Here is a 21,243-nt window from a genome sequence, read left to right on the forward strand (position 1 = left end):
GAGCGTCTGACGCTTACGATTCAACCGTTGCGATGGTGACGAGTTCGTAATGCGACAGGCGCGCGCCCTCAGATCGACGGTTTCTCCCGCAGGGCGACGAGGGCGAGCATTTCAAACAGCACCTGGGCCGCGATATGGGCCGTATTGCTGGTCGCGTCATATTGCGGGGCGACTTCCACGACATCGCCGCCGACGATATCCAGACCCTTCAGCCCCCGCAGCAATGCCAGCACTTCGCGCGGCAGCAGGCCGCCGACTTCCGGCGTGCCGGTGCCGGGAGCGAAGCCGGGATCGACCGAGTCGATATCGAAGCTGACATAGAAGGGCCCGGCGCCGACCAGAGTACGGGCGGTCTCGATATAGCGGCGAATGCCGTGCTCCTCGACCTCCTCGGCGTGGACCACCGTCATGCCGCTATCGGTCGAGAATTCGTAGAGATATTCGGCCGTACCGCGAATGCCGATCTGCAGCGTGCGGCGGGGATCTATGACGCCGTCGAGGGCCGCCTGGCGGAAGGGGCCACCGTGATGGAAGCGGCTCCCCTCATAGGCGCCGGCGGTATCGGAATGGGCGTCGATATGGATGAGGCCGACGGGGCGATGCTCGCCCACGGCTTTCAGGATCGCCTGGCTGATGGAATGGTCGCCGCCGACGGAGAGCGGGATGACACCGGCCGCAACGATGGTCTTATAGGCGGCCTCGATATCCTCATGGCAGCTTTCCAGGCTGTAGCGGGAACGGAGCGGCACATCACCGACATCGGCGACCCGCAAGGTGCCGAGCGGGGCGACGCGCAGCACATGCTCATAGGGCCCGATGCGTTCGACCGCGCGCACGGCGCGCGGGCCCAGGCGGCAGCCCGAGCGGTTGGTAACGCCCAGATCCATCGGCACGCCGATGAGGGCGACATCGAGATCGGCAAAGCCATCCGGCGTGCCGAAGGCATTCTGGCGATAGGCTGCATCCAGGAAGGTCGCCGGATCGGAATAGGGCAGGCGGCGGCGTCCGTCCGGGCTGATGGTCTTGGCGGCGATTTCCTTGAAATGGGGGTCGAAGACCTGGCCGCCGCTCAAGCCCGCATATTTGTCCCGCAGCCGAGAGAGGTTGGACTCGAAACCATCATCCGCCATGTTACCTGCCTTCACCGATCGCATCGACGTTTGGGTAGCCACTTCTCAGCGCCGGTTCAACCGCTAGCGGCCATCGTGACAGGGCTGCCTTTCAAAACAGGACTGGCTTGGTCCTGAATGACCCTGTAGAAGAGACCCATGCTCAAATTGTCCAAATTGACGGACTACGCGGTCGTCGTGCTGGTGCGGCTGGGAGAGGATCGCGGTCTGCAGACCTCCGGCGGCATCGCGCAAGCGACCGGCGTGCCGGAACCGACCGTCGCCAAGGTCCTGAAGATCCTGGGCACGGCCGGTCTTGTCTGTTCCCAACGCGGCGCGCGGGGCGGCTATCGGCTGGCGCGGCCGCTGGATGACATTCCGGTCGCCGATGTGATTGCCGCGATTGACGGGCCGATTGCACTGACCGCCTGCGTCGAGCATTCCATCTCGATCTGCGACGCATCCTTGCTCTGCCCGGTCAAAGGGCGCTGGGATGCGGTCAATACCGCCATTCTGGATGCATTGTCCGCGATCAGCCTTGCCGATATGCAGCGACCCGCCGCCGGGCAGGCCCGCCTGCCACATGGCACCGCCTCCGTTTCAACCACAGCCTTTGTCGAGTAGGCCCATGCCAGCAGTTGCCGAGACCCTCGAGACCGTCCGCTCTGTCACCGGCTCCACGTACAAGTGGGGGTTCGAGACCGAGCTTGAGATGGATATGGCGCCCAAAGGCCTGAATGAGGGCACGATTCGCTTCATTTCGGAGCGTAAGGGCGAGCCGGAATGGCTGCTGGCCTGGCGCCTTAAGGCCTATGCCGCTTGGCTGACCATGAAAGAGCCGCATTGGGCGAAGCCGGGCTACCCGAAGATCGACTATCAGGACATCCATTATTACGCGGCGCCCAAGAAAAAGGGCAGCGGCCCGAAGAGCCTGGACGAGGTCGACCCGGAACTGCTGCGCACCTATGAGAAGCTCGGCATTCCGCTGAAGGAACAGGCGATTCTGGCCGGCGTCGAACCCGGTGACGAGGATCGGCTGCCGATGGCGGTGGATGCGGTCTTCGACAGCGTCTCGGTCGCCACCACCTTCCGCGAGACGCTGGCCAAGGTCGGCGTGATCTTCTGCTCGATCTCGGATGCGGTGCGCGAATACCCGGATTTGGTGCGCCAGTATCTGGGCAGCGTGGTGCCGGCGGCGGACAATTTCTTCGCCGCGCTGAACTCGGCCGTCTTTACCGACGGCAGCTTCGTGTTCATCCCCAAAGGCGTGAAATGCCCGATGGAACTGTCCACCTATTTCCGCATCAACGCGAAGAATACAGGGCAGTTCGAGCGCACGCTGATCATTGCCGAAGACGGTGCCTCGGTCAGCTATCTGGAAGGCTGCACGGCGCCGATGCGCGATGAGAACCAGCTGCATGCGGCCGTCGTCGAGCTGGTCGCGATGGATGACGCCAAGATCAAATATTCCACGGTGCAGAACTGGTATCCGGGCGATTCGGAAGGCCGTGGCGGCATCTACAACTTCGTCACCAAGCGCGGCGCCTGCCGTGGTGCGCGCAGCCGCATCAGCTGGACGCAGGTGGAGACGGGGTCGGCGATCACCTGGAAATATCCGTCCTGCATCCTGATCGGCGATGGCAGCGTGGGTGAGTTCTATTCCGTCGCTGTCACCAATAATCATCAGCAGGCCGATACCGGCACCAAGATGATCCATATCGGCCGCAATACGAATAGCACGATCATCGCCAAGACGATCAGCGCCGGGCATTCCGACAGCACCTATCGTGGCCTGGTGCGGATGATGCCGAAGGCGCAGAACGCGCGGAATTTTACGCAATGCGACAGCCTGCTGATCGGCGATCAGTGCGGCGCCCATACCGTGCCCTATATCGAAAGCCGCAATGCCACGGCCAAGATCGAGCATGAGGCGACGACGTCGAAGATCGCCGAGGATCAGCTGTTCTATTGCCGCAGCCGCGGTCTGTCCGAAGAGGATGCGGTCGGGCTGATCGTCAATGGGTTCTGCAAGGACGTCTTGAAGGAGCTGCCGATGGAATTTGCCGTCGAAGCTCAGAAATTGTTGGCCGTCAGCCTCGAAGGCTCGGTGGGTTAAGGAAGGCTTGGCGAATCATGCTCGAAATTAAAGGTCTGACCGCGTCCATCGACGGCAAGGAAATCCTCAAGGGGATCGATCTGACGATCCCGCCGGGCGAGGTTCACGCGGTGATGGGGCCGAACGGCGCCGGCAAATCCACACTGTCCTACGTGCTGTCGGGCCGTGAGGGTTATGAGGTGACCGGCGGCAGTGCCACCTTCTTTGGTCAGGACATCCTGGCCATGGAGCCGGAAGAGCGCGCGGCGGCCGGCATTTTTCTGGCCTTCCAGTATCCGGTCGAACTGCCGGGCGTGGGCAATGCGAATTTCCTGCGCACGTCACTCAATTCGCTGCGCCGCGCGCGCGGCGAGCCCGAGCTGGATGCCGTGCAGTTTCTGAAACAGGCCCGCGCGGCGGTGAAGAAGCTCGCCATGTCGGAAGACATGCTGAAGCGCAACGTCAATGTCGGGTTTTCGGGCGGCGAGAAGAAGCGCAACGAAATTCTGCAAATGGCGCTGCTGGCCCCGAAACTGGCTTTGCTTGACGAGACCGATAGCGGCCTCGACATCGATGCGCTGCGCGTCGTGGCCGAAGGCGTGAACGCCCAGCGCGGACCGGATTTCTCGGCCCTCGTCATTACCCATTACCAGCGCCTGCTGGATTACATCGTGCCCGACCATGTGCATGTGCTGGCCGATGGCCGCATCATCCGCTCGGGCGGACCGGACCTTGCGCGCGAGCTGGAAGCCCAGGGCTATGCCGGCATCATCGGCGAGGCGGCGGAGGCGGCATAATGCAGGCCGTAACACAACAGCCGACGGGCGAGGCCCTGACGGGCTTTCTCACGCGCTACGACGGATTGCGGGCGCGCCTGCCGGGCAGCGCCGAGCGGCGTGACGCGGCCGCGGGCGTTTTGCGGGAGCGTGGCTTTCCGACGCCGAAGGACGAGGCCTGGCACTATACGAATCTACGGCCTTTCGCCGGTCTCGGCTTTCAGGAGCCGATCGACGATATGGACGCGGGCGCCGAGCTGCTGTGCCTGCTGCCTGACGTGGAAGGCCCGCGGCTGATCTTCATCGATGGCCGCTACCGTCCTGATCTGTCCGTGCTGCCCGACGGGCTGGAGGTGCGGTCCTTCGCCGGGACGGGCGTTTTCGGCGATCTGACCAGGCCGGACCGTGACCGCGTGGTGGCCTTGAACACCATGCTGACCGAAGACGGCATCATCATCGATGTGCCGGCCGGTTTCGACGGCGGCTTTCTGATGCTGGCGCAACTGACCAGCGGCCGCCATCGGCGGGTCGCGAGCCATCCGCGGCATCGCATTGCGCTTGGCAATGGCGCGCGGCTGGTGCTGCTGGAAGTCTCGGCCGGGGTCGGCGAATATCTGAACAACCCGGTCATCGAGGTCGCTGTCGGCGAAGACGCCCATCTGACCCATGGCCGTCTGCAGCAGGATTCCCAGGACGCCTTTCACCTTGGCACGATCTATGCCGATACCGCGGCGCGGGGCGTTTATGACTGCTTCTCGCTCGCACTGGGCGCCCGCCTGGGGCGGACGGAAATCCATGCGCGGCTGGGCGGCGAGCAGGCCGCGGTGCATCTGAATGCGGCCCAGATCATGGGCGGCAGTCAGGTCAGCGACTTCACGACTGCGATCAGCCATGATGCGCCGAATTGCCCTTCGCGCCAGACTGTGAAGTCTGTGTTGACCGGTAAATCGCGCGCCGTCTTCCAGGGCCGTATTGAAGTGGCGCGGATCGCCCAGAAGACCGACGGCTACCAGATGAACCAGGCCCTGCTGCTGTCCCCCGATGCGGAGATCAACAGCAAGCCGGAACTCGAAATTTATGCCGATGACGTGAAGTGCAGCCACGGTGCGACCGTGGGTGCGCTGGACCCCGAGCAGCTGTTCTATCTGCGCAGCCGCGGCATTCCGGCCGATATGGCGCGGATGATTCTGGTGCGCGCCTTCCTGACCGACGCTTTTGAGGCGGTGGCGCATGACGGTCTGCGCGACGTGTTTGAGCGGGCCGTCGAAGAGTGGTGGGCGACCACAGGCAAAGATGCGGAGGCACCTGCAGCATGAATGCCATACCGGGGCGTGCGACCACTTTTGACGTGGAACGGATCAGGGCAGATTTTCCGATCCTGTCCCAGACCGTGCGCGGCCAGAAACTGGTGTTTCTGGACAGCGGCGCCTCGGCGCAGAAGCCCCGGGTGGTGATCGATGCGATGCGGGACGCGATGGAGACGCAATATGCGAATGTCCATCGCGGTGCCCATTGGATGAGCGAGCGGACGACGGAGGCTTTCGAGGCGACGCGGGATTCCGTTGCGCGCCTGATGAATGCGTCGTCCCGCGACGAGATCGTTTTCACGCGCAACAGCACCGAGGCGATGAATCTGGTCGCCCATAGCTACGGCCGCGGGGTGATGAAGCCCGGCCAGGCCGTGGTGATTTCGGAAATGGAGCATCACGCCAATATCGTGCCCTGGCAGATGCTGCGCGATGCCCATGGCATTGAACTGCGCGTGGCGCGGGTGACGGATGCAGGCGAGCTGGATGTTGACCATCTTGAGACATTGCTGGCTGATGGGAAGGTCGGGCTGGTCGCGATCACCCATATGTCCAATGTGCTGGGCACCTACACCCCGGCCGAGCGCATCGTGACACTCGCCCATGCCCATGGTGCGCGTGTGCTGCTGGACGGTTCCCAGGCGATCGTGCATCGCCGCATCGATGTGCAGGCGCTGGACGTCGATTTCTATGCCTGGACCGGCCACAAGCTGTACGGCCCCACCGGCATCGGCGTGCTGTATGGCAAGCGCGAACTGCTGGAGGCGATGCCGCCCTTTATGGGCGGCGGCGACATGATCTCCTCCGTGACCTTTGAGCGCTCCACCTGGGCGCGGGTGCCGCATAAGTTCGAGGCCGGCACGCCCGCCATTCTGGAGGGCATCGGCCTGAATGCCGCCATCGGCTATGTTGAGGCGATCGGCTACGAGGCGATTGCGGCGCATGAGGCGGCCTTGACCGAACATGCGCTGGCGACCCTGTCCGCCATTGAGGGCTTGCACATCTACGGCCGGGCGCAGGATCGGGGTGGTGTCATTTCCTTTGCCCTGGCGGGAGCGCACGCGCATGATGTGGCGACGCTGCTCGACCGGTCTGGCATTGCTGTCCGTGCCGGACATCACTGCGCTGAGCCGCTGATGCACCGTCTGGGTGTCGATAGTACCGCCCGCGCCACCTTCGGCGTTTATACGACGCTGGCGGAGATCGATTTCCTGGCCGAAACGCTTGGCCGCGTCAGAGCATTTTTCGCCTGATGGCCGGGCAGGAGGATCATATGGACGACCAAATCCATAAGCTGGATACGACTGAGGATCAGGCTGTGCATCACGCCTGGACGCCGGATGGCGAGGTTGCCCCGCCGGCCGCGACCGCGGTCAGCGAGGATTCCGTGATCGAGGCGATTGCGACCGTCTACGACCCCGAAATTCCGGTGAATATTTACGAACTTGGCCTTATCTATGCGGTGGATATCGCTGATGACGGCAAGATCAAGGTGGAGATGACGCTGACCGCCCCTGGCTGCCCATCGGCCCAGGAATTGCCGGTGATGGTGCGGGAAGCGATCATGGTGGTGCCGGGTGTCACGGCTTGCGATGTCGAGACCGTGTGGGACCCGCCATGGGATATGAGCCGGATGAGCGACGAGGCTCGTCTTGCCATGAATATGTTTTGAGGGAAGGAGACTGAGATGAGCCAGACGACAGAGACGGGTTCTGCTTCTCCCAAGCCGGCGCGCCGCGCGCTGCCGCCGCTGATGCGGCTGTCCGATGCCGCGGCCGAGCGTCTGTCCAAGCTTTATGCCAGCGGCCAGCAGGGCAAGCTGCTCAAGATTTCCGTCGGTACCAAGGGCTGCTCGGGCCTGTCCTATGACATGGACTGGGTGGACGCGGCCGGCCCGACCGATGAGGTCGTGACCGATAACGGGCAGACCGTGCTGGTGGACCGCAAGGCGAGCCTGTTCCTGATCGGCACCGAGATGGATTACAAGGTGGATAAGCTAACCGCCGGCTTCACCTTCACCAATCCGAACGAAAAAGGCCGCTGCGGCTGCGGCGAGAGTTTTTACGTCTGAGACGCAGTGGCCGCCGGCTGGATCAGATCCCAGCGGTTGCCCAAATAGTCCTGAAAGACCGCGACGGAGCCATAGGGCTCATGTCGCGGTTCTTCCTGAAAGGTGACGCCGCGCGCTTTATAGGTCGCGACGTCGCGCGCCAGATCATCGGTATGCAGGACACAGAGCACGCGGCGCCCGGCCTGCGCGCCGATAGCCTGCTGTTCGGCCTGGTTGCGCGCCTTGGCCAGGCGGATGGCAACACCACCGCCTGAGGGTGTGACCTCCACCCAGCGATCCCCACCGCCGCGATCGTCATCCACCGTGAGCGCGAAGCCGAGCACTTTGGTGAAATAGGCGACCGCCGTGTCATAGGCATCGACGAGGAAGGTGACCGAGGCGATGCGGTGTGACATGGGCTGATCCTTCTGACCGTTCCCCTTCTATGCGCGATGGTAGGACGGCGCCAAGGCATAGACCGGCGTCGGCAGACCCTCCATCCGGGCCTTCAGCTGCAAGGCCAAATACTGCGAGTAGTGCCGCGACTGGTGCAGATTGCCGCCCTGGAACCAGAGGCCCGGCTGCTGCGTCGGCTTCCACATATTGCGCAGCTCACCCTCCCAGGGTCCTGGGTCCTTCGTCGTATTGGAGCCGAGACCCCAGCATTTGCCGACCTTGTCCGCGACCTCCTGGCTGATCAGCTTTGCTGCCCAGCCGTTCATCGAGCCATAGCCGGTGGCGAGCACAACCAGATCCGCGGGCAGTTCGCTGCCATCGCTGAAGACGACCATGTTCTCCGTCAGATGGTCAACGGCGACGCCGCTTTTCAGCTTGATGCGGCCGTCGGCGACCAGTTCAGAGGCACCGACATCGATGTAATAGCCCGAGCCGCGGCGGACGTATTTCATGAAAAGGCCGGACTCATCGTCGCCGAAATCAAGCAGGAAGCCTGCCTTCTCCAGTCGCGCGTAGAGATCGGCGTCATGCGCACGGATCGCATCCATCACCGGCTTATGGAATTCATGCATGATCGCATAGGGCACCGAAGCATTGATCAGGTCCGCCTTCCAGGTGGTGATGCCACGATCGAGCGCATCCTCGGAGTAGAGCTTGCTGGTGCCGAACTTGAACAGCGAGTCCGAAGCCGAGACATGGGTGGAGGAGCGCTGCACCATGGTGACGGATGCGGCGCCGTGCTCCCACAGGTCGGCGCAGATATCATGGGCGGAGTTATTGGAGCCAATGACGACGCAATTCTTGCCGCGATAGCCTTCGCCGCCGCGATGCTGGCTTGAATGATGCACTGTGCCGCGGAAATGCGCGGCACCCTCCACGTCGATCACGTTCGGGATGCCCGACATGCCGGTGGCGAGCACAAGCTGCGTCGGGTGCAGCGTGATGCTCTGGCCCTGACGGTCTACCACGACATCCCACGTGCCCGTTGTCTCATCATAGCGGGCGCCGGTCACTTCGCTGGAGGTCCAGACGTTCAGCTCCATGACCTTGGCATACATTTCGAGCCAGTCACCGATCTTGTCTTTCGGCGAATAGACCGGCCAGTCATCAGGGAAGGGCAGATAGGGCATGTGGTCGTACCAGACCGGATCATGCAGGCAGAGCGATTTGTAGCGGTGACGCCAGCTGTCCCCCGCGCGCGGGTTCTTTTCGACGATGATGGTCGGCACGCCGAGGCGCCGCAGCCGCGCAGCCAGCGCCAGACCACCCTGGCCGCCGCCGATGATGACCGTATAGGGCTGCTGGGTGAAGCCGAGCGTCTCCTCCTCCTCCAGCCGGCGTTCAAGCCAAGTGCTGCGGCCCTGATGCACGCCATGTTCGGCACCGAAGGCGCGGCGGCGGCCCTTTTTCTCCTCGTATCCCTTCAGCTCCTCCATCGAGGTCAGCAGCGTCCAGGCAAGCCCGTCGCGCAGGCGGACATGGGCGATGCCGCGCGCCTGCGCCGTCTCGAAGGTGAACCAGCCGCTGACGGTGCCGTGCTCCTCGGTCGCCTCATCAACCACCGCGAGCTGGCTCGGTGCGGTCTCAGCCAGCCGGGCGTCGAGCATGGCGCGGATGGCCGGGCGGCCTTCGCTGGTGGTGATGTTCCAGGTGAAGGTAAGCAGGTCACGCCAATAGCCGGTTTCGGTGAAGAGTGCGGCGACCGCCGCGCTGTCCTGGGCCTCGAACGCCTGGCTCAGCGACGCAAGCCAAGCCTCAAGCGCCGTGCGTGATGGGTTCATCCCAATCTCCTCCGGTACCGGCGTCTTGAGCGGCGCCGTTTTATGAGAGGCAGCTTCAAGCCGCGGGCGCCCGCGCGTCAAGCCCGGCGCGCGACCACGTGATCATTGAAAATAAGGTAAAATTGCATTATTTTGAGCGTGACAAGATAGGTGAAGCCATGGCGACCTTGACCGTGACGGCGCGAGGGCAGGTGACCTTCCGCAAGGATGTGCTCAATCACCTTGGCATCCAGCCTGGTGACAAGATTGAGCTGGACAAGCTGCCCGATGGGCGGCTGGAGCTGCGCGCCGCACGCCCGGCCGCGACGATTGATAGCTTTATTGGTGTGCTAGCTGGGAAAACCGATAAAGTTCTGACCATCGAGGAGATAAATGAGGCGATCGCGGCGGGCTGGGCTGGCGAACCATGAAGGTTACTGTGGACACGAACGTTCTGGTTCGGGCCGCCACGTTAGATGACGAACGACAGGCGGCCATGGCTGCCAAGCTTCTGCGCGAAGCAGAGCTTGTTGTCGTTACCTTATCAACCCTGTGCGAACTTGTTTGGGTTCTAGGACGCGCTTACAAGTTAGGGGGAGATGCCATTGCAGAGGCACTGGTTGCTCTCGTTGCGGCGGAGAATGTCGCCATCAACCGACCTGCGGTGGAGGCTGGGATCGCGACCCTTACGGCCGGCGGAGATTTCGCCGATGGGGTGATCGCCTATGAAGGCCGCTTTCTGGGTGGTGAGACCTTCTTGTCCTTCGACAGGCGCGCTGTGTCCCTGCTGACCCAGCAGCGACACAGCGCGCAACTCCTCGGCTAAAGCTTTATCGCACAACCCCGACCGGTTTGGCCGCGGTGTTCAAAAGTCCGAGCGCATCGAAAGTGGCTGGAAAGCAGGGGCGGTCGATATAGCGCCCGGCGCCGCGCACCGTGCGCAGCTCGCCCTCATGCCAGACGATCTTGCCTTGAGATATGGTGGTGGCGGCGAGGCCCGTGACCTCCATCCCTTCATAGACATTGAAATCGACATTCTGGTGATGCGTTTTGGCGGAGATGGTGCGGCTTGCCTCCGCATCCCACAGCACGAGATCGGCGTCGGCGCCCACTTCGACCGCGCCCTTGCGCGGATGGATGTTGAAAATCTTTGCCGTATTGGTGGAGGTGACGGCGACGAATTCGGACGGTGTCAGCCGCCCGGTGCGCACGCCGTGATGCCAGAGCACGCTCATGCGGTCTTCGATACCGGCGGTGCCGTTGGGGATGAGGGTGAAATTGTCACGTCCGCCCGCTTTTTGCGGCGCACAGAAGGCGCAATGGTCGGTCGCCGTGGTTTGCAGCTGGCCGGAGGTGAGCCCCGCCCAAAGCGCCTTCTGGTGGTGCTTGGGCCGGAAAGGCGGGCTCATCACATAGGCCGCCGCCGTCGCGAAATCCGTATTCTGGTAGACGCTTTCGTCAATGACGAGCTGTTGCGCCAGTACCTCGCCATAGACGCGCTGGCCTTGCGCGCGGGCGCGGGCAATGGCGGCGGCAGCCTCCTCGGTTGAGACATGCACGATATAGACCGGCGCGCCGATCAGCCCGGCGATGGCAATGGCGCGCGTGGCGGCCTCCCCCTCCACCGCCGGCGGCCGGGAGAGCGCATGGCCTTCCGGGCCGGTGATGCCCTGGGCGAGCAGCGCCTTCTGCATGAAGGCGACGGCCTCGCCATTCTCGGCATGCACGGTGGGCACCGCGCCCAATTCCAATGCGCGTGAAAAGCTTTTCAGGAGGATATCGTCATCCACCATGATGGCGCCCTTATAGGCCATGAAATGCTTGAAGCTGTTCACGCCATGGTCACGGGTGAGGATGCCCATCTCCTCCGCCACCTGATCGGACCAATGAGTGACGGCGACATGGAAGCTGTAATCGGCCGCCGCCTTCTCGGCCCAGCCGCGCCAGGTGTGATAGGCGTCGAGCAGCGAGGCGCCGGGGCTGGGGATGACGAAGTCGATGATCGTCGTATTGCCGCCCGCGAGACCGGCAGAGGTGCCGGTGAAGAAGTCCTCGCTCGCGACTGTGCCCATGAAGGGCAGTTCCATATGGGTATGAGGGTCGATGCCACCGGGCATGACGAGCAGGCCGCCGGCATCGACGATCTCGGCCCCCGCGGGCACTTCCAGATCCGGCCCGATCGCCTGGATGACGCCGCCATCGCAGAGCACGTCGGCGCGGAACCGCCGGTCGGCGGTCACGACCTCGCCACCGCGAATGAGAAGGGACATGGCTTCCTCCAGAGCGAAACGATGGGCTATCGTGTACCGGCCGCGCCTGCTTGGGAAGGCTTTGCCGTCTGTCCGTTGACACCTCGTGCCGCTTTAAGCAGCATCCACACGCGGACATAGCGGGGGATTGAATGTCGGAAGGGCTCGGCGATCAAGTTTTAGGCGCCCGCGAGGCCGCGGCAGAGGTCGCGATCAAGCTTGGGGAGATGTCCGCGCCACTGTCGCGCGACGCCGCCCGGGTGGAGGCTGACCGCTGCTACTTCTGCTACGACGCGCCCTGCGTGGAGGCCTGCCCGACGGGGATCGATATTCCGGGCTTCATCGGCAAAATCCGCACCGGCAATATCCGCGGCTCGGCCGTGACCATTCTCGACAGCAATATCCTGGGCGGCAGCTGCGCCCGCGTCTGCCCGACGGAAATCCTGTGTGAGCAGGCCTGCGTGCGCGAAGCGCAGGAGGGCAAGCCGGTCACCATCGGCAGCCTGCAGCGCTATGCGACCGACTATCTGATGGAAACGGGCGAACATCCCTTCACCCGCGCACCGCTGACGGGCAGGCGCGTCGCCGTGGTCGGTGCCGGGCCCGCGGGCCTTGCCTGCGCCCATCGCCTCGCTTTGCTCGGCCATGACGTCGTCGTTTTCGAGGCAAAGCCCAAGCCAGGCGGGCTGAACGAATACGGCATCGCCGCCTATAAGGTGGTGGATGACTTCGCGCAGCGGGAGGTGGCGTTCATTCTGTCGATCGGCGGCATCACCATCGAATATGAGACACCGCTCGGCCCCGATCTGACGCTGGATCATCTGCGGGCGCGGTTTGATGCGGTGTTTCTGGGGCTGGGCCTGGCTGACCCCAACCGGCTTGGCGTGCCGGGCGAAGACCTGCCGGGTGTGATGGACGCGCTGGGCTTCATTGGACTGCTGCGGCAGAAGCCGGAAGAGGCGGCGGCTCTTGTTCATGGCCATGTCATCGTCATCGGCGGTGGCAATACGGCGATTGATGCCGCGACGCAGGTGCGGCTGCTGGGCGCTGATACCGTGACGCTGGTCTATCGCCGCGGCCCGGAGGAGATGGGGGCGACCAAGGTGGAGCAGGACTGGGCGCAGACCCATGGCGTGGCCATCCGCCACTGGCTGACCCCGGTCGCGATCGAATATGGCGCGGTCACCTTCGCCCGCACGCAGCTTGACGCAGGCCGGCTGGTGGTGACCGAGGAGCGCGTGCCGCTTGCGGCCGATCTTGTCCTGAAGGCGGTGGGGCAAAGCTTTCTGCCCGAGCCCTTGCTGGAAGGCAGTGCGCCGGTTCTGGGCGCCAAGCGGATTGGCGTGGACGGCAATTACCAGACGTCGCTGCCCGGCGTGTTCGCCGGCGGCGATTGTGTCAGCGCGGGCGAGGATCTGACCGTGCAGGCGGTGGCCCATGGCCGCGATGCTGCGATTGCCATCCATCGTTTTCTTTCAGCCTGATCCACGGAGACTAGCGACATGGCCGATCTCTCCGTCAATTTCGCCGGCATCAAATCACCCAATCCGTTCTGGCTGGCCTCTGCCCCGCCGACCGATAAGGAATATAATGTCGTGCGCGCGCTGAAAGCGGGCTGGGGCGGCGTGGTGTGGAAGACGCTGGGCGAGGACCCGCCGGTGGTCAATGTCTCCAGCCGCTACGGCGCCGTGGGCTATGGCGGCAACCGCATCATGGGCTTCAACAATATCGAGCTGATTACGGATCGGCCGCTGGATGTGAACCTGCGCGAAATCAAATCCGTGAAACGGGATTTCCCGGATCGCGCGATCATCGTCAGTCTGATGGTGCCCTGCGAGGAAGCAGCCTGGAAGGCGATACTGCCCCTGGTGGAAGAGACCGGCGCGGACGGGATCGAACTTAATTTCGGCTGTCCGCACGGCATGAGCGAGCGCGGCATGGGTGCGGCCGTGGGCCAGGTGCCGGAATATGTCGAGATGGTGACGCGCTGGTGCAAGCAGAATACGCGCATGCCGGTGATCGTGAAGCTGACGCCGAATGTGACGGATATTCTGGCGCCCGCGCGTGCCGCCTATCGCGGGGGCGCCGATGCGGTCTCGCTCATCAATACCATCATGTCCATCGTCTCGGTCGATCTCGACATCATGGCGCCGACGCCGGTGGTGGGGGGATTAGGCACGCATGGCGGCTATTGCGGGCCGGGCGTGAAGCCGATCGCGCTGCGCATGGTGGGTGAGATTGCGCGGGCAGGCGATATGGCCGGCCTGCCGATTTCGGGCATCGGTGGTATATCAACCTGGAGCGACGCGGCCGAGTTCATGGCGCTGGGATCGGGGACCGTGCAGATCTGCACCGCCGCGATGCATCATGGTTTCCGCATCATCGACGATCTGACCGATGGCCTGTCAAACTGGATGGACCAGAAAGGCTATGCGCGGATCAAGGATTTTCAGGGCAAGGCGGTTCCCAATTTCGTGCATTGGGAAGACCTCAACATCAACTTCAAGACGCTGGCCCATATCGACCAGGATCTGTGCGTGAAATGCGGCCTGTGCCACATCGCCTGCGAGGATACCGCGCATCAGGCAATCAGCGCCACGCGGGTTGACGGACAACGGCATTACGAGGTGATCGAAGACGAATGCGTGGGCTGCAATCTGTGTTTCCATGTCTGCCCGGTCGACAACTGCATCACCATGAACCCGGCCGAGACCGGACTGCCCTTCTCCACCTGGAAAGAACACCCGAACAATCCGCTGCGGGTGGCGCCTTCTGCCGAACTGACGAAAGCCTCGCTATGAGCCTCGACACCAATCTTGCCATCGACCCCGCGCGGCTGTGGGATACCATTCTCGACACAGCCCGGATCGGCGGCACGGCCAAGGGCGGCATCAAGCGGCTGACGCTGACGGAGCTGGACGCCGAGGTGCGCCGCTGGTTTATTGCTGCCTGTAAAGAGGCCGGTTGCACGGTCACCATCGACGACATGGGCAATATTTTCGCCCGGCGGCCGGGGCGTGACAATAGTCTGCCGCCCATCGCCATCGGCAGCCATCTGGATACGCAGCCTACGGGCGGCAAGTTCGACGGCATCATCGGCGTGCTGTCAGGCCTGGAACTGCTGCGCACGCTGAAGGATGCGGGTTATGAGACGACGCATCCGATCGAGGTGATCGACTGGACCAATGAGGAAGGCTCCCGCTTCGCGCCGGCGATGCTCTCCTCCGGGGTTTTTGCCGGCAAGTTTAGCCGTGAGTGGGCCTATGACCGCGAAGACCGCGACGGCATCCGCTTCGGCGATGCGCTGCGCGATATCGGCTTTGTCGGCGAGAAAAGCTGCGGCGACCACAAGCTTGCCGCGCATTTCGAGCTGCATATCGAGCAGGGGCCAATCCTGGAGGATGAGGGGAAGACGATCGGCGTGGTCACCGGCGTGCAGGGCATGCGCTGGTATGAGGTGACCGTGACCGGCAATGACAGCCATGCCGGATCGACGCCGATGCGGCTGCGCCGGGACGCGCTGCTGGCTTCGGCCCGCATGATCGAGGCCGTGCATGAGATCGCACTGGAACATGGGCCGGATGCGGTCGGCACGGTCGGCCTGATCGAGGCGCGGCCCAATAGCCGCAACGTCATTCCGGGCGAGACCTTCTTTACCGTCGATTTCCGCGACCCCAATGACGCCGTGATCGCAGCGATGGAAGAGAAGCTGCGGACCCGGCTAGCGGCGATTGCGGAGGCGAGCGGGGTGACGCTCGCGCTTACCTGCATCTGGGATTCGCCGGCCGTGCATTTCGACCCTGATTGCATTGCGGCCGTGCGGGGCGCGGCGGAGCAGGCGGGCTTCGGCCACCGGGACATCATCTCAGGCGCCGGGCATGATTCGGCCTATATCGCCTCCGTCGCGCCGACGACGATGATCTTCGTGCCCTGCGCTGGTGGCGTCAGCCATAATGAGTCGGAGAGTGCCGAGCCGGGTGATGTCGCGGCCGGCGCGCAGGTGCTGTTGCAGGCGGTGCTTGCCATGGATGCGAAGCTCGCCGAGAAGGCGTGACTGTGAGCGAGACTGTCAGCATGGCTGCAACAAGCGACCACCCGAGCCCCGCGGCGGCGGGTGCGGCGGTGGTGGCGGCGGGGCTTTCCATCCGCTTCGGTGAGGGCGAGGCTGCGACAGTCGCGCTGTCCGACGTCGATCTGACGATCGGCCAGGGCGATTTCGTCTCCCTCATCGGCCCCTCTGGCTGCGGCAAAACGACCCTGCTGCGGGCGATTGCAGATCTGGTGCAGCCGACCTCGGGCCTGCTGCGGGTGAACGGCATGACGCCGGAGGAAGCGCGGTTGGCGCGGGCTTACGGCTATGTCTTCCAGGCGCCGGCCTTGCTGCCGTGGCGATCGGTCGCCCGCAATGTCATGCTGCCGCTGGAAATCATCGGCATGGGGCGCGCCGAGCGGCAGAGTGAGGCCAGGCGCAATCTGGACCTGGTGGGCCTGGGCGACTTTGCGCGGAAATTTCCCTGGCAGCTGTCGGGTGGCATGCAGCAGCGCGTCTCCATCGCCCGCGCGCTCAGCTTCAAGCCGAGCCTGCTGCTGATGGACGAGCCCTTCGGCGCGCTGGATGAAATAACGCGCGATGGGCTGAACCTGCATCTGCATGAGCTATGGCGTCGGACCGAGCTGACCGGGGTGTTCGTCACCCATTCCATTCCCGAGGCCGTCTTTCTCTCGACCCATATCGTGGTGATGTCGGCCCGGCCGGGCCGGGTGGTGGAGATCATCGCAAGCGATCTGCCGCGGCAGCGGCGGCTGGAGGATCGGGAGACGCCGGAATTCCTCGCTTTATCCAAGCGGGTGCGGGAGGCGCTGCATATCGGCTACGGCCATGTCTAGTCGGCGCCCGCTGCGGATTGCGGGACGCATTCTACCCATCCCGACCGTTCTGATCGTTGTGCTGATCCTGTGGTATGGGGCGGCCATCTGGCTGAACGCGCCGCAGGCGGAAGCGCTGATGGACCCGGACCAGCCCGGCGGCTTCTGGGCCTTGGCCCAGGCCTGCTGGACGATGGACCGGCCCGTTTTACCGGCGCCCGATCAGATCGCGACCGCACTGGTGGACAGCGTCTTCGGCTATCCGCTCTCCTCTCCGCGCAACCTGCTGCTGCAGGCAGGCTACACGGCGGAGACGACCGCGGTCGGGCTGTTCTTCGGCCTCATCTTCGGGGTGCTGCTGGCGATCGGCATTGTGCATATCCGCACGCTGGACCGTTCGGTGATGCCCTGGGTGATTGCGAGCCAGACCATTCCGATCCTGGCCATCGCGCCGATGCTGGTGGTGGCTTTGGGGTCGATGGGCATTAACGGGCTGGTGCCCAAGGCGGTGATCGTCGCCTATCTCACCTTCTTTCCCGTGACGGTCGGCATGGTGAAGGGATTTCGCACGCCCGATCCACTGCAGCTGGACCTGATGCATACTTATAGCGCGGGCGAGGGGGCGGTCTTCACCAAGCTGCGCTGGCCTGCCGCCATGGCCTTTCTGTTCCCGAGCCTGAAAGTCGCGGTCGCCCTGGGGGTGACGGGCGCGATCGTGGCCGAGATGCCGACCGGCGCGCAGGTGGGCCTCGGCGCCCGTCTGCTGGCGGGCAGTTATTACGGCCAAACAATGATGATGTGGAGCGCCCTGGTGATGGCGAGCCTGCTGGCTTTGGCCGGGCTGCTGGCGGTGACGCTGCTGGAGCGGGGCGTCATCCTGCTGCGCGGAGGCCGGCTGTGAGCGGTGGAGCGGCGCGGGATTTGCGCAGCGCCGATCCGGGCAGTGCGGCCTGGATCATGGCGGCGGCCGGGCTGGCTTTCTGCACGCTGTCGCGGCTGGCCCTGCGGAATTTCGACAGCATGCCCTGGATCATGGCCGGGATCGGCCTTGTTCTGGCACTTGCGGGTCTCGCTCTATTTGCGCGCGGGAACGGCCGGGCCGACCGTTTGGCCTCCCCCATCCTGTTTGGCCTGCTGCTGCTGTGGCTATGGGAGATGCTGGTGGTGGGGCTGCAGGTGCCCTTCGTCATTCTGCCGCCGCCTTCGGCCATAGCGCTCGCCTTCGCCCGCAACCTCGGGCTGCTGTGGAGCGATTTCGTCCAGACCTTCCTGCATGCCGTGGTCGCGGGTTACGCGATGGGCTGCGGCCTTGGCTTTCTGCTGGCGCTCGCCATCGACCGGTCACCCTTCCTGCAGCGCGGGCTGACGCCGCTCGGCAATCTCATCAGCGCCATGCCCATCATCGGCATCGCGCCGATCATGGTCATGTGGTTCGGCTTCGGCTGGGAGTCCAAGGCGGCGGTCGTGGTGCTGATGACCGTTTTTCCCATGCTGGTTAATACGCGGGCAGGACTTGCCTCAAGCGACGCCATGGAGCGGGATCTGATGCGAACCTACGCCGCCGGCTACTGGCAGACGCTGGTCCATCTGCGCCTGCCCGCGGCGATGCCGATGATCTTCAACGCGCTGAAGCTGAATTCGACGCTCGCTTTGATCGGCGCGGTGGTCGCGGAATTTTTCGGCACGCCGACGCGCGGCATGGGTTTCCGCATTTCGACCGAGGCGGCGCGTATGAACCTTGATATCGTCTGGGCGACGATCGTGGTGGCCGCCGTCGCGGGCTCGGTCAGTTTCGCCCTGATCGCGGCCGTGGAGCGGATTGTGACCTTCTGGCATCCCTCGCTGCGCGACTCCCGCCGCGCCTAAGGGGGTGTTGCCCCCGGCCAAATAAAAGTCGAACCGTTTCTGTCCCGCTACCCCGGCAAGATTTAGCGCCGCGGCATCAATCTTGCTGCATGAAGGCGCCAATACTGCTTCACTGCGCCTTGTGCGACATCTGGGGGGACTATGATGCGACAACCTTTGCGCCGCTTCCTGCTTGGGATCGGTGCTGCTTTCGTGTTCGGGATGGCGGGCCTGGTGACCGGCGCCGCGTCCGCGCAAGCCGCCGACCCGCTCACGCTGCAGCTGAAATGGGTCACGCAGGGCCAGTTCGTCGGCTATTACGTGGCGCTGGCGAAGGGTTTTTATAAAGCCGATAACCTGGACCTGACGATCAAGCCCGGCGGCCCGGACATCAACCCCGATCAGGTTCTGGCCGGCGGCGGCGCGGATGTGGTGATCGACTGGATGCCCTCGGCGCTCGCCACGCGCGAAAAGGGCGTGCCGATCGTCAATATCGCTCAGGTCTTCCAGAATTCCGGCATGGAACTGACCTGCCGTAAGGATAGCGGCATCAAGACCCCGGCCGATTTCAAAGGCAAGACGCTGGGCGTCTGGTTCTCGGGCAACGAATATCCGTTCCTGTCATGGATGGCCAAGCTTGGGTACAGCACCGATGGTCCCCAGGCGGATGTCACGGTTCTGAAGCAGGGCTTCAATGTCGACCCGCTGTTGCAGAAGCAGGCGGCCTGTATTTCCACCATGAGTTATAACGAATACTGGCAGTTGATTGAGGCGGGCATGAAGCCGGCCCAGCTTCTGGTCTTCAAGTATCAGGCCGAGCATGTGGCGACGTTGGAAGACGGCCTCTATGTGCTGCAATCCTCGCTCAATGACCCTGCAAAAGTGGATAGGCTGGCGCGGTTCCTGAAAGCCTCTCAGGAAGGTTGGGAATATGCGCAGAAGCATCAGGCCGAAGCGGTTCAAATCCTGCTGGCGGCGGACACGGCCGGCGTCTTGACGAAGCAACATCAGGCCCGCATGGTCGCCGGCATCGTGAAGCTGCTTGGCACTTCACCTTGGGGCTATCTGCAGGCTGCGGATTATGATCGTACTATCGATGAACTTCTGTCGACGAAATCGACACCTGTGATCACTAAAAAACCTGACGGCGCCTATAGCCGGGTAGTTTGGGACAAAGCCTTTAAAAGCTAAGACTTGACCCGGACGACGGATTAACCCAAGCGTTATTTTCCAGCTAGACTTCTGTGATGGCGCGATGCTTGCTTACATCAGCCGTGTCGCGCCCTTGCCCTCACCCAGCGCGTAAGTTCTGATCTAGGAGATCTATTGATGATTACGAGACGTTCTGCGGCGACCCTTCTTGCCGGTACCGCATTGGGGGCGGCGCTCGGACTGCCGCGCGGCGCCCAAGCTGCCGACAAGACCATCATCATCGGCATCAACCTGCCCATTACGGGCGCGGATGCCGCTGGCGCCAAGCGCATGATGAACGGCGCGCTGCTGGGCATCCAGCAAGCTAATGACGCCAACGAAATCCCCGGCTATACGCTGAAGCCGCTGGTGCTGAACGATGCCACGGCAACCGCCGGGCAGTATGACCCTGCTCAGGCGGCGACGAATGCCCGTAAATTCGTTTCCAATCCGAAGGTTCTGGCCGCGATCGGTCCCGAAATGAGCGGCTCCGCCAAGGCGATGGCGCCGATTCTCAGCGAAGGCAATGTCGCGATCATCACGCCGTCGGCGACCAACCCGGATCTGACAAACCCGCAATTTGCGGCGCAGTATATGCCGAGCGGTAAGCCGACCTTCTTCCGCACCGTGACGACGGACGCCTTCCAGGGTCCGAATATGGCGAACTTCTATGCCGAGACGCTCGGCGTGAAGGATGTCTATATCCTCGACGATAGCGGCGCCTATGGCGTGGGCCTGGCGGATGCCTTCCAGAAGCAGGCCGCAGCCAAGGGGCTGAAGATCCTGGGCCGCGACCGTCTTGACCCGACCGCGTCCGACTATTCGGCCGTGCTGACCAAGATCAAATCCCTCAACGCAAGCTCGCTCTATTATGGTGGCGTTGGCAACGCCGGCGTGAAGCTGGTGAAGCAGGCCTATGAAATCGTGCCTGGCATCAAGAAGGGTGGCGGCGACGGCATCTATACGCCGGACATCACCACGGGCGCTGGCTTCCCGGCCGCCGCCGGCTGGTATGTGACCAATGCCTCGCCGCACATGACCGAAGATCCGAAGATCGCCAACTGGCTGAACGAATATAATTCGGCCTTCAACGAATCCCCGGATGACTATGCCATCACCGCCTATGACGGCGTGCTGGTGATCCTGGCCGCGCTGAAGAAGGTGATTGCGGCCGGCAAGACCCCGACGCGGGAAAACGTGCGTGAGGCGATTGCCAGCTCGACGGTCGATACGCTGCAGGGCCAGGTGTCCTTCGACGCCAATGGCGACGTGAAGCAGCGCGTCGTCAGTGTGTTCCAGATTACGCATAACCCGAGCTTCCCGCTCGATGACGCCATTCATCAGTTCAAATACATCGGCGTTGCGCCGCAGAGCTGATTGACCAAGACTGCGAAGGGGTGCCCGCACCGGGCGCCCCTTCTCCTTTAGGTGCTTCACGGTCCGGCAATACGACGCTGTGTCATTATTCCGTGTCGCGCATCCATTCCATTGGCGGGCGCCTCAGCTTTTACGCCAAGCCTGGGAATGAGACGGCATTGC

General features: G+C 63.4%; 20 protein-coding genes and 1 pseudogene. 17 read left to right on the top strand and 4 right to left on the bottom strand.

The features are described 5' to 3' along the window. Window positions 1-68: 68 nt before the first annotated feature. Window positions 69-1,130 (bottom strand): agmatinase, encoded by a 1,062-nt coding sequence (gene speB, locus AC3G7M_RS05945; protein ID WP_489214786.1) that lies wholly within the window; start codon window positions 1,128-1,130, stop codon window positions 69-71. 138 nt (window positions 1,131-1,268) lie between these two features. Here speB and AC3G7M_RS05950 point away from each other — a divergent pair, with 138 nt between their 5' ends. The 7 genes and pseudogenes from AC3G7M_RS05950 (at window position 1,269) to AC3G7M_RS05980 (ending at window position 7,358) form a co-directional block, all read left to right on the top strand. Beyond that, entirely contained in the window at window positions 1,269-1,733 is a 465-nt protein-coding gene (locus AC3G7M_RS05950; RefSeq protein ID WP_489214787.1) for an SUF system Fe-S cluster assembly regulator, read from the top strand. A gap of 4 nt (window positions 1,734-1,737) precedes the next feature. Beyond that, window positions 1,738-3,225, top strand: a complete 1,488-nt coding sequence (sufB, locus tag AC3G7M_RS05955; RefSeq protein ID WP_489214788.1) for a Fe-S cluster assembly protein SufB — start codon at window positions 1,738-1,740, stop codon at window positions 3,223-3,225. A gap of 80 nt (window positions 3,226-3,305) precedes the next feature. Further along, window positions 3,306-4,001, top strand: a pseudogene (sufC, locus tag AC3G7M_RS05960) (Fe-S cluster assembly ATPase SufC); the annotation flags it as partial. Then, on the top strand, window positions 4,001-5,296 hold the full coding sequence (gene sufD / locus AC3G7M_RS05965; RefSeq protein ID WP_489214789.1) for a Fe-S cluster assembly protein SufD: 1,296 nt from the start codon (window positions 4,001-4,003) through the stop codon (window positions 5,294-5,296). The pseudogene sufC and the gene sufD, both read left to right, overlap by 1 nt. After that, window positions 5,293-6,540, top strand: a complete 1,248-nt coding sequence (locus tag AC3G7M_RS05970; RefSeq protein ID WP_489214790.1) for an aminotransferase class V-fold PLP-dependent enzyme — start codon at window positions 5,293-5,295, stop codon at window positions 6,538-6,540. Before sufD ends, AC3G7M_RS05970 begins: the two co-directional genes overlap by 4 nt. 20 nt (window positions 6,541-6,560) lie before the next feature. After that, window positions 6,561-6,959: an SUF system Fe-S cluster assembly protein gene (locus tag AC3G7M_RS05975; RefSeq protein ID WP_489214791.1), complete on the top strand. Its 399-nt coding sequence runs from the start codon at window positions 6,561-6,563 to the stop codon at window positions 6,957-6,959. Window positions 6,960-6,974: 15 nt separating this feature from the next. After that, on the top strand, window positions 6,975-7,358 hold the full coding sequence (locus tag AC3G7M_RS05980) for a HesB/IscA family protein (RefSeq protein ID WP_489214792.1): 384 nt from the start codon (window positions 6,975-6,977) through the stop codon (window positions 7,356-7,358). Here AC3G7M_RS05980 and AC3G7M_RS05985 read toward each other — a convergent pair. Together AC3G7M_RS05985 and AC3G7M_RS05990 are read right to left on the bottom strand one after the other, a co-directional pair. Then, on the bottom strand, window positions 7,349-7,753 hold the full coding sequence (locus AC3G7M_RS05985; protein ID WP_489214793.1) for a VOC family protein: 405 nt from the start codon (window positions 7,751-7,753) through the stop codon (window positions 7,349-7,351). The genes AC3G7M_RS05980 and AC3G7M_RS05985 overlap by 10 nt on opposite strands. 27 nt (window positions 7,754-7,780) lie before the next feature. Then, entirely contained in the window at window positions 7,781-9,574 is a 1,794-nt protein-coding gene (locus AC3G7M_RS05990) for an NAD(P)-binding domain-containing protein (protein WP_489214794.1), read from the bottom strand. A gap of 98 nt (window positions 9,575-9,672) precedes the next feature. Here AC3G7M_RS05990 and AC3G7M_RS05995 point away from each other — a divergent pair, with 98 nt between their 5' ends. Then, window positions 9,673-9,984 (top strand): AbrB/MazE/SpoVT family DNA-binding domain-containing protein, encoded by a 312-nt coding sequence (locus AC3G7M_RS05995; protein WP_489214795.1) that lies wholly within the window; start codon window positions 9,673-9,675, stop codon window positions 9,982-9,984. After that, complete coding sequence (locus AC3G7M_RS06000; RefSeq protein WP_489214796.1) at window positions 9,981-10,379, top strand: type II toxin-antitoxin system VapC family toxin; 399 nt, start codon at window positions 9,981-9,983, stop codon at window positions 10,377-10,379. Before AC3G7M_RS05995 ends, AC3G7M_RS06000 begins: the two co-directional genes overlap by 4 nt. A gap of 4 nt (window positions 10,380-10,383) precedes the next feature. Here AC3G7M_RS06000 and hydA read toward each other — a convergent pair whose 3' ends face one another. Next, window positions 10,384-11,823: a dihydropyrimidinase gene (gene hydA, locus AC3G7M_RS06005; RefSeq protein ID WP_489214797.1), complete on the bottom strand. Its 1,440-nt coding sequence runs from the start codon at window positions 11,821-11,823 to the stop codon at window positions 10,384-10,386. 131 nt (window positions 11,824-11,954) lie between these two features. On the opposite strand from hydA, the gene AC3G7M_RS06010 reads away from it, so the two are divergent. The 8 genes from AC3G7M_RS06010 to AC3G7M_RS06045 all read left to right on the top strand — a co-directional run bounded on the left by AC3G7M_RS06010 (window position 11,955) and on the right by AC3G7M_RS06045 (window position 21,081). Then, entirely contained in the window at window positions 11,955-13,286 is a 1,332-nt protein-coding gene (locus tag AC3G7M_RS06010) for an NAD(P)-dependent oxidoreductase (RefSeq protein WP_489214798.1), read from the top strand. Window positions 13,287-13,304: 18 nt separating this feature from the next. After that, window positions 13,305-14,603 (top strand): NAD-dependent dihydropyrimidine dehydrogenase subunit PreA, encoded by a 1,299-nt coding sequence (preA, locus tag AC3G7M_RS06015; RefSeq protein ID WP_489214799.1) that lies wholly within the window; start codon window positions 13,305-13,307, stop codon window positions 14,601-14,603. Continuing rightward, the gene (locus tag AC3G7M_RS06020; RefSeq protein WP_489214800.1) at window positions 14,600-15,856 is read left to right on the top strand and encodes a Zn-dependent hydrolase; all 1,257 of its coding nucleotides are present in this window, start codon (window positions 14,600-14,602) and stop codon (window positions 15,854-15,856) included. The genes preA and AC3G7M_RS06020 overlap by 4 nt, the downstream gene beginning before the upstream one ends. Window positions 15,857-15,858: 2 nt before the next feature. Beyond that, window positions 15,859-16,689, top strand: a complete 831-nt coding sequence (locus tag AC3G7M_RS06025) for an ABC transporter ATP-binding protein (RefSeq protein ID WP_489214801.1) — start codon at window positions 15,859-15,861, stop codon at window positions 16,687-16,689. After that, a complete protein-coding gene (locus AC3G7M_RS06030; protein WP_489214802.1) occupies window positions 16,682-17,569 on the top strand; it encodes an ABC transporter permease in 888 nt (295 codons plus the stop codon). The genes AC3G7M_RS06025 and AC3G7M_RS06030 overlap by 8 nt, the downstream gene beginning before the upstream one ends. Continuing rightward, window positions 17,566-18,534 carry an ABC transporter permease gene (locus tag AC3G7M_RS06035; protein WP_489214803.1) on the top strand — a complete coding sequence of 323 codons (969 nt, stop codon included), beginning with the start codon at window positions 17,566-17,568 and terminating at the stop codon, window positions 18,532-18,534. Before AC3G7M_RS06030 ends, AC3G7M_RS06035 begins: the two co-directional genes overlap by 4 nt. A 141-nt stretch (window positions 18,535-18,675) precedes the next feature. Next, complete coding sequence (locus AC3G7M_RS06040; protein WP_489214804.1) at window positions 18,676-19,704, top strand: ABC transporter substrate-binding protein; 1,029 nt, start codon at window positions 18,676-18,678, stop codon at window positions 19,702-19,704. A gap of 138 nt (window positions 19,705-19,842) precedes the next feature. Further along, window positions 19,843-21,081 (top strand): branched-chain amino acid ABC transporter substrate-binding protein, encoded by a 1,239-nt coding sequence (locus tag AC3G7M_RS06045; RefSeq protein ID WP_489214805.1) that lies wholly within the window; start codon window positions 19,843-19,845, stop codon window positions 21,079-21,081. Window positions 21,082-21,243 lie beyond the last annotated feature (162 nt).

Source organism: Acidisoma sibiricum (assembly GCF_057837225.1).

Coding starts and splice junctions, on each gene's coding strand:
- AC3G7M_RS05970 (WP_489214790.1), top strand. CDS start 5,293: ATGAATGCCATACCGGGGCGTGCGACCACTTTTGACGTGGAACGGATC.
- preA (WP_489214799.1), top strand. CDS start 13,305: ATGGCCGATCTCTCCGTCAATTTCGCCGGCATCAAATCACCCAATCCG.
- sufB (WP_489214788.1), top strand. CDS start 1,738: ATGCCAGCAGTTGCCGAGACCCTCGAGACCGTCCGCTCTGTCACCGGC.
- AC3G7M_RS05975 (WP_489214791.1), top strand. CDS start 6,561: ATGGACGACCAAATCCATAAGCTGGATACGACTGAGGATCAGGCTGTG.
- AC3G7M_RS05990 (WP_489214794.1), bottom strand. CDS start 9,574: ATGAACCCATCACGCACGGCGCTTGAGGCTTGGCTTGCGTCGCTGAGC.
- AC3G7M_RS06010 (WP_489214798.1), top strand. CDS start 11,955: ATGTCGGAAGGGCTCGGCGATCAAGTTTTAGGCGCCCGCGAGGCCGCG.
- AC3G7M_RS05985 (WP_489214793.1), bottom strand. CDS start 7,753: ATGTCACACCGCATCGCCTCGGTCACCTTCCTCGTCGATGCCTATGAC.
- AC3G7M_RS06030 (WP_489214802.1), top strand. CDS start 16,682: ATGTCTAGTCGGCGCCCGCTGCGGATTGCGGGACGCATTCTACCCATC.
- hydA (WP_489214797.1), bottom strand. CDS start 11,823: ATGTCCCTTCTCATTCGCGGTGGCGAGGTCGTGACCGCCGACCGGCGG.
- AC3G7M_RS06000 (WP_489214796.1), top strand. CDS start 9,981: ATGAAGGTTACTGTGGACACGAACGTTCTGGTTCGGGCCGCCACGTTA.
- AC3G7M_RS06020 (WP_489214800.1), top strand. CDS start 14,600: ATGAGCCTCGACACCAATCTTGCCATCGACCCCGCGCGGCTGTGGGAT.
- AC3G7M_RS06040 (WP_489214804.1), top strand. CDS start 18,676: ATGATGCGACAACCTTTGCGCCGCTTCCTGCTTGGGATCGGTGCTGCT.
- AC3G7M_RS06045 (WP_489214805.1), top strand. CDS start 19,843: ATGATTACGAGACGTTCTGCGGCGACCCTTCTTGCCGGTACCGCATTG.
- AC3G7M_RS05950 (WP_489214787.1), top strand. CDS start 1,269: ATGCTCAAATTGTCCAAATTGACGGACTACGCGGTCGTCGTGCTGGTG.
- sufD (WP_489214789.1), top strand. CDS start 4,001: ATGCAGGCCGTAACACAACAGCCGACGGGCGAGGCCCTGACGGGCTTT.
- AC3G7M_RS05980 (WP_489214792.1), top strand. CDS start 6,975: ATGAGCCAGACGACAGAGACGGGTTCTGCTTCTCCCAAGCCGGCGCGC.
- speB (WP_489214786.1), bottom strand. CDS start 1,130: ATGGCGGATGATGGTTTCGAGTCCAACCTCTCTCGGCTGCGGGACAAA.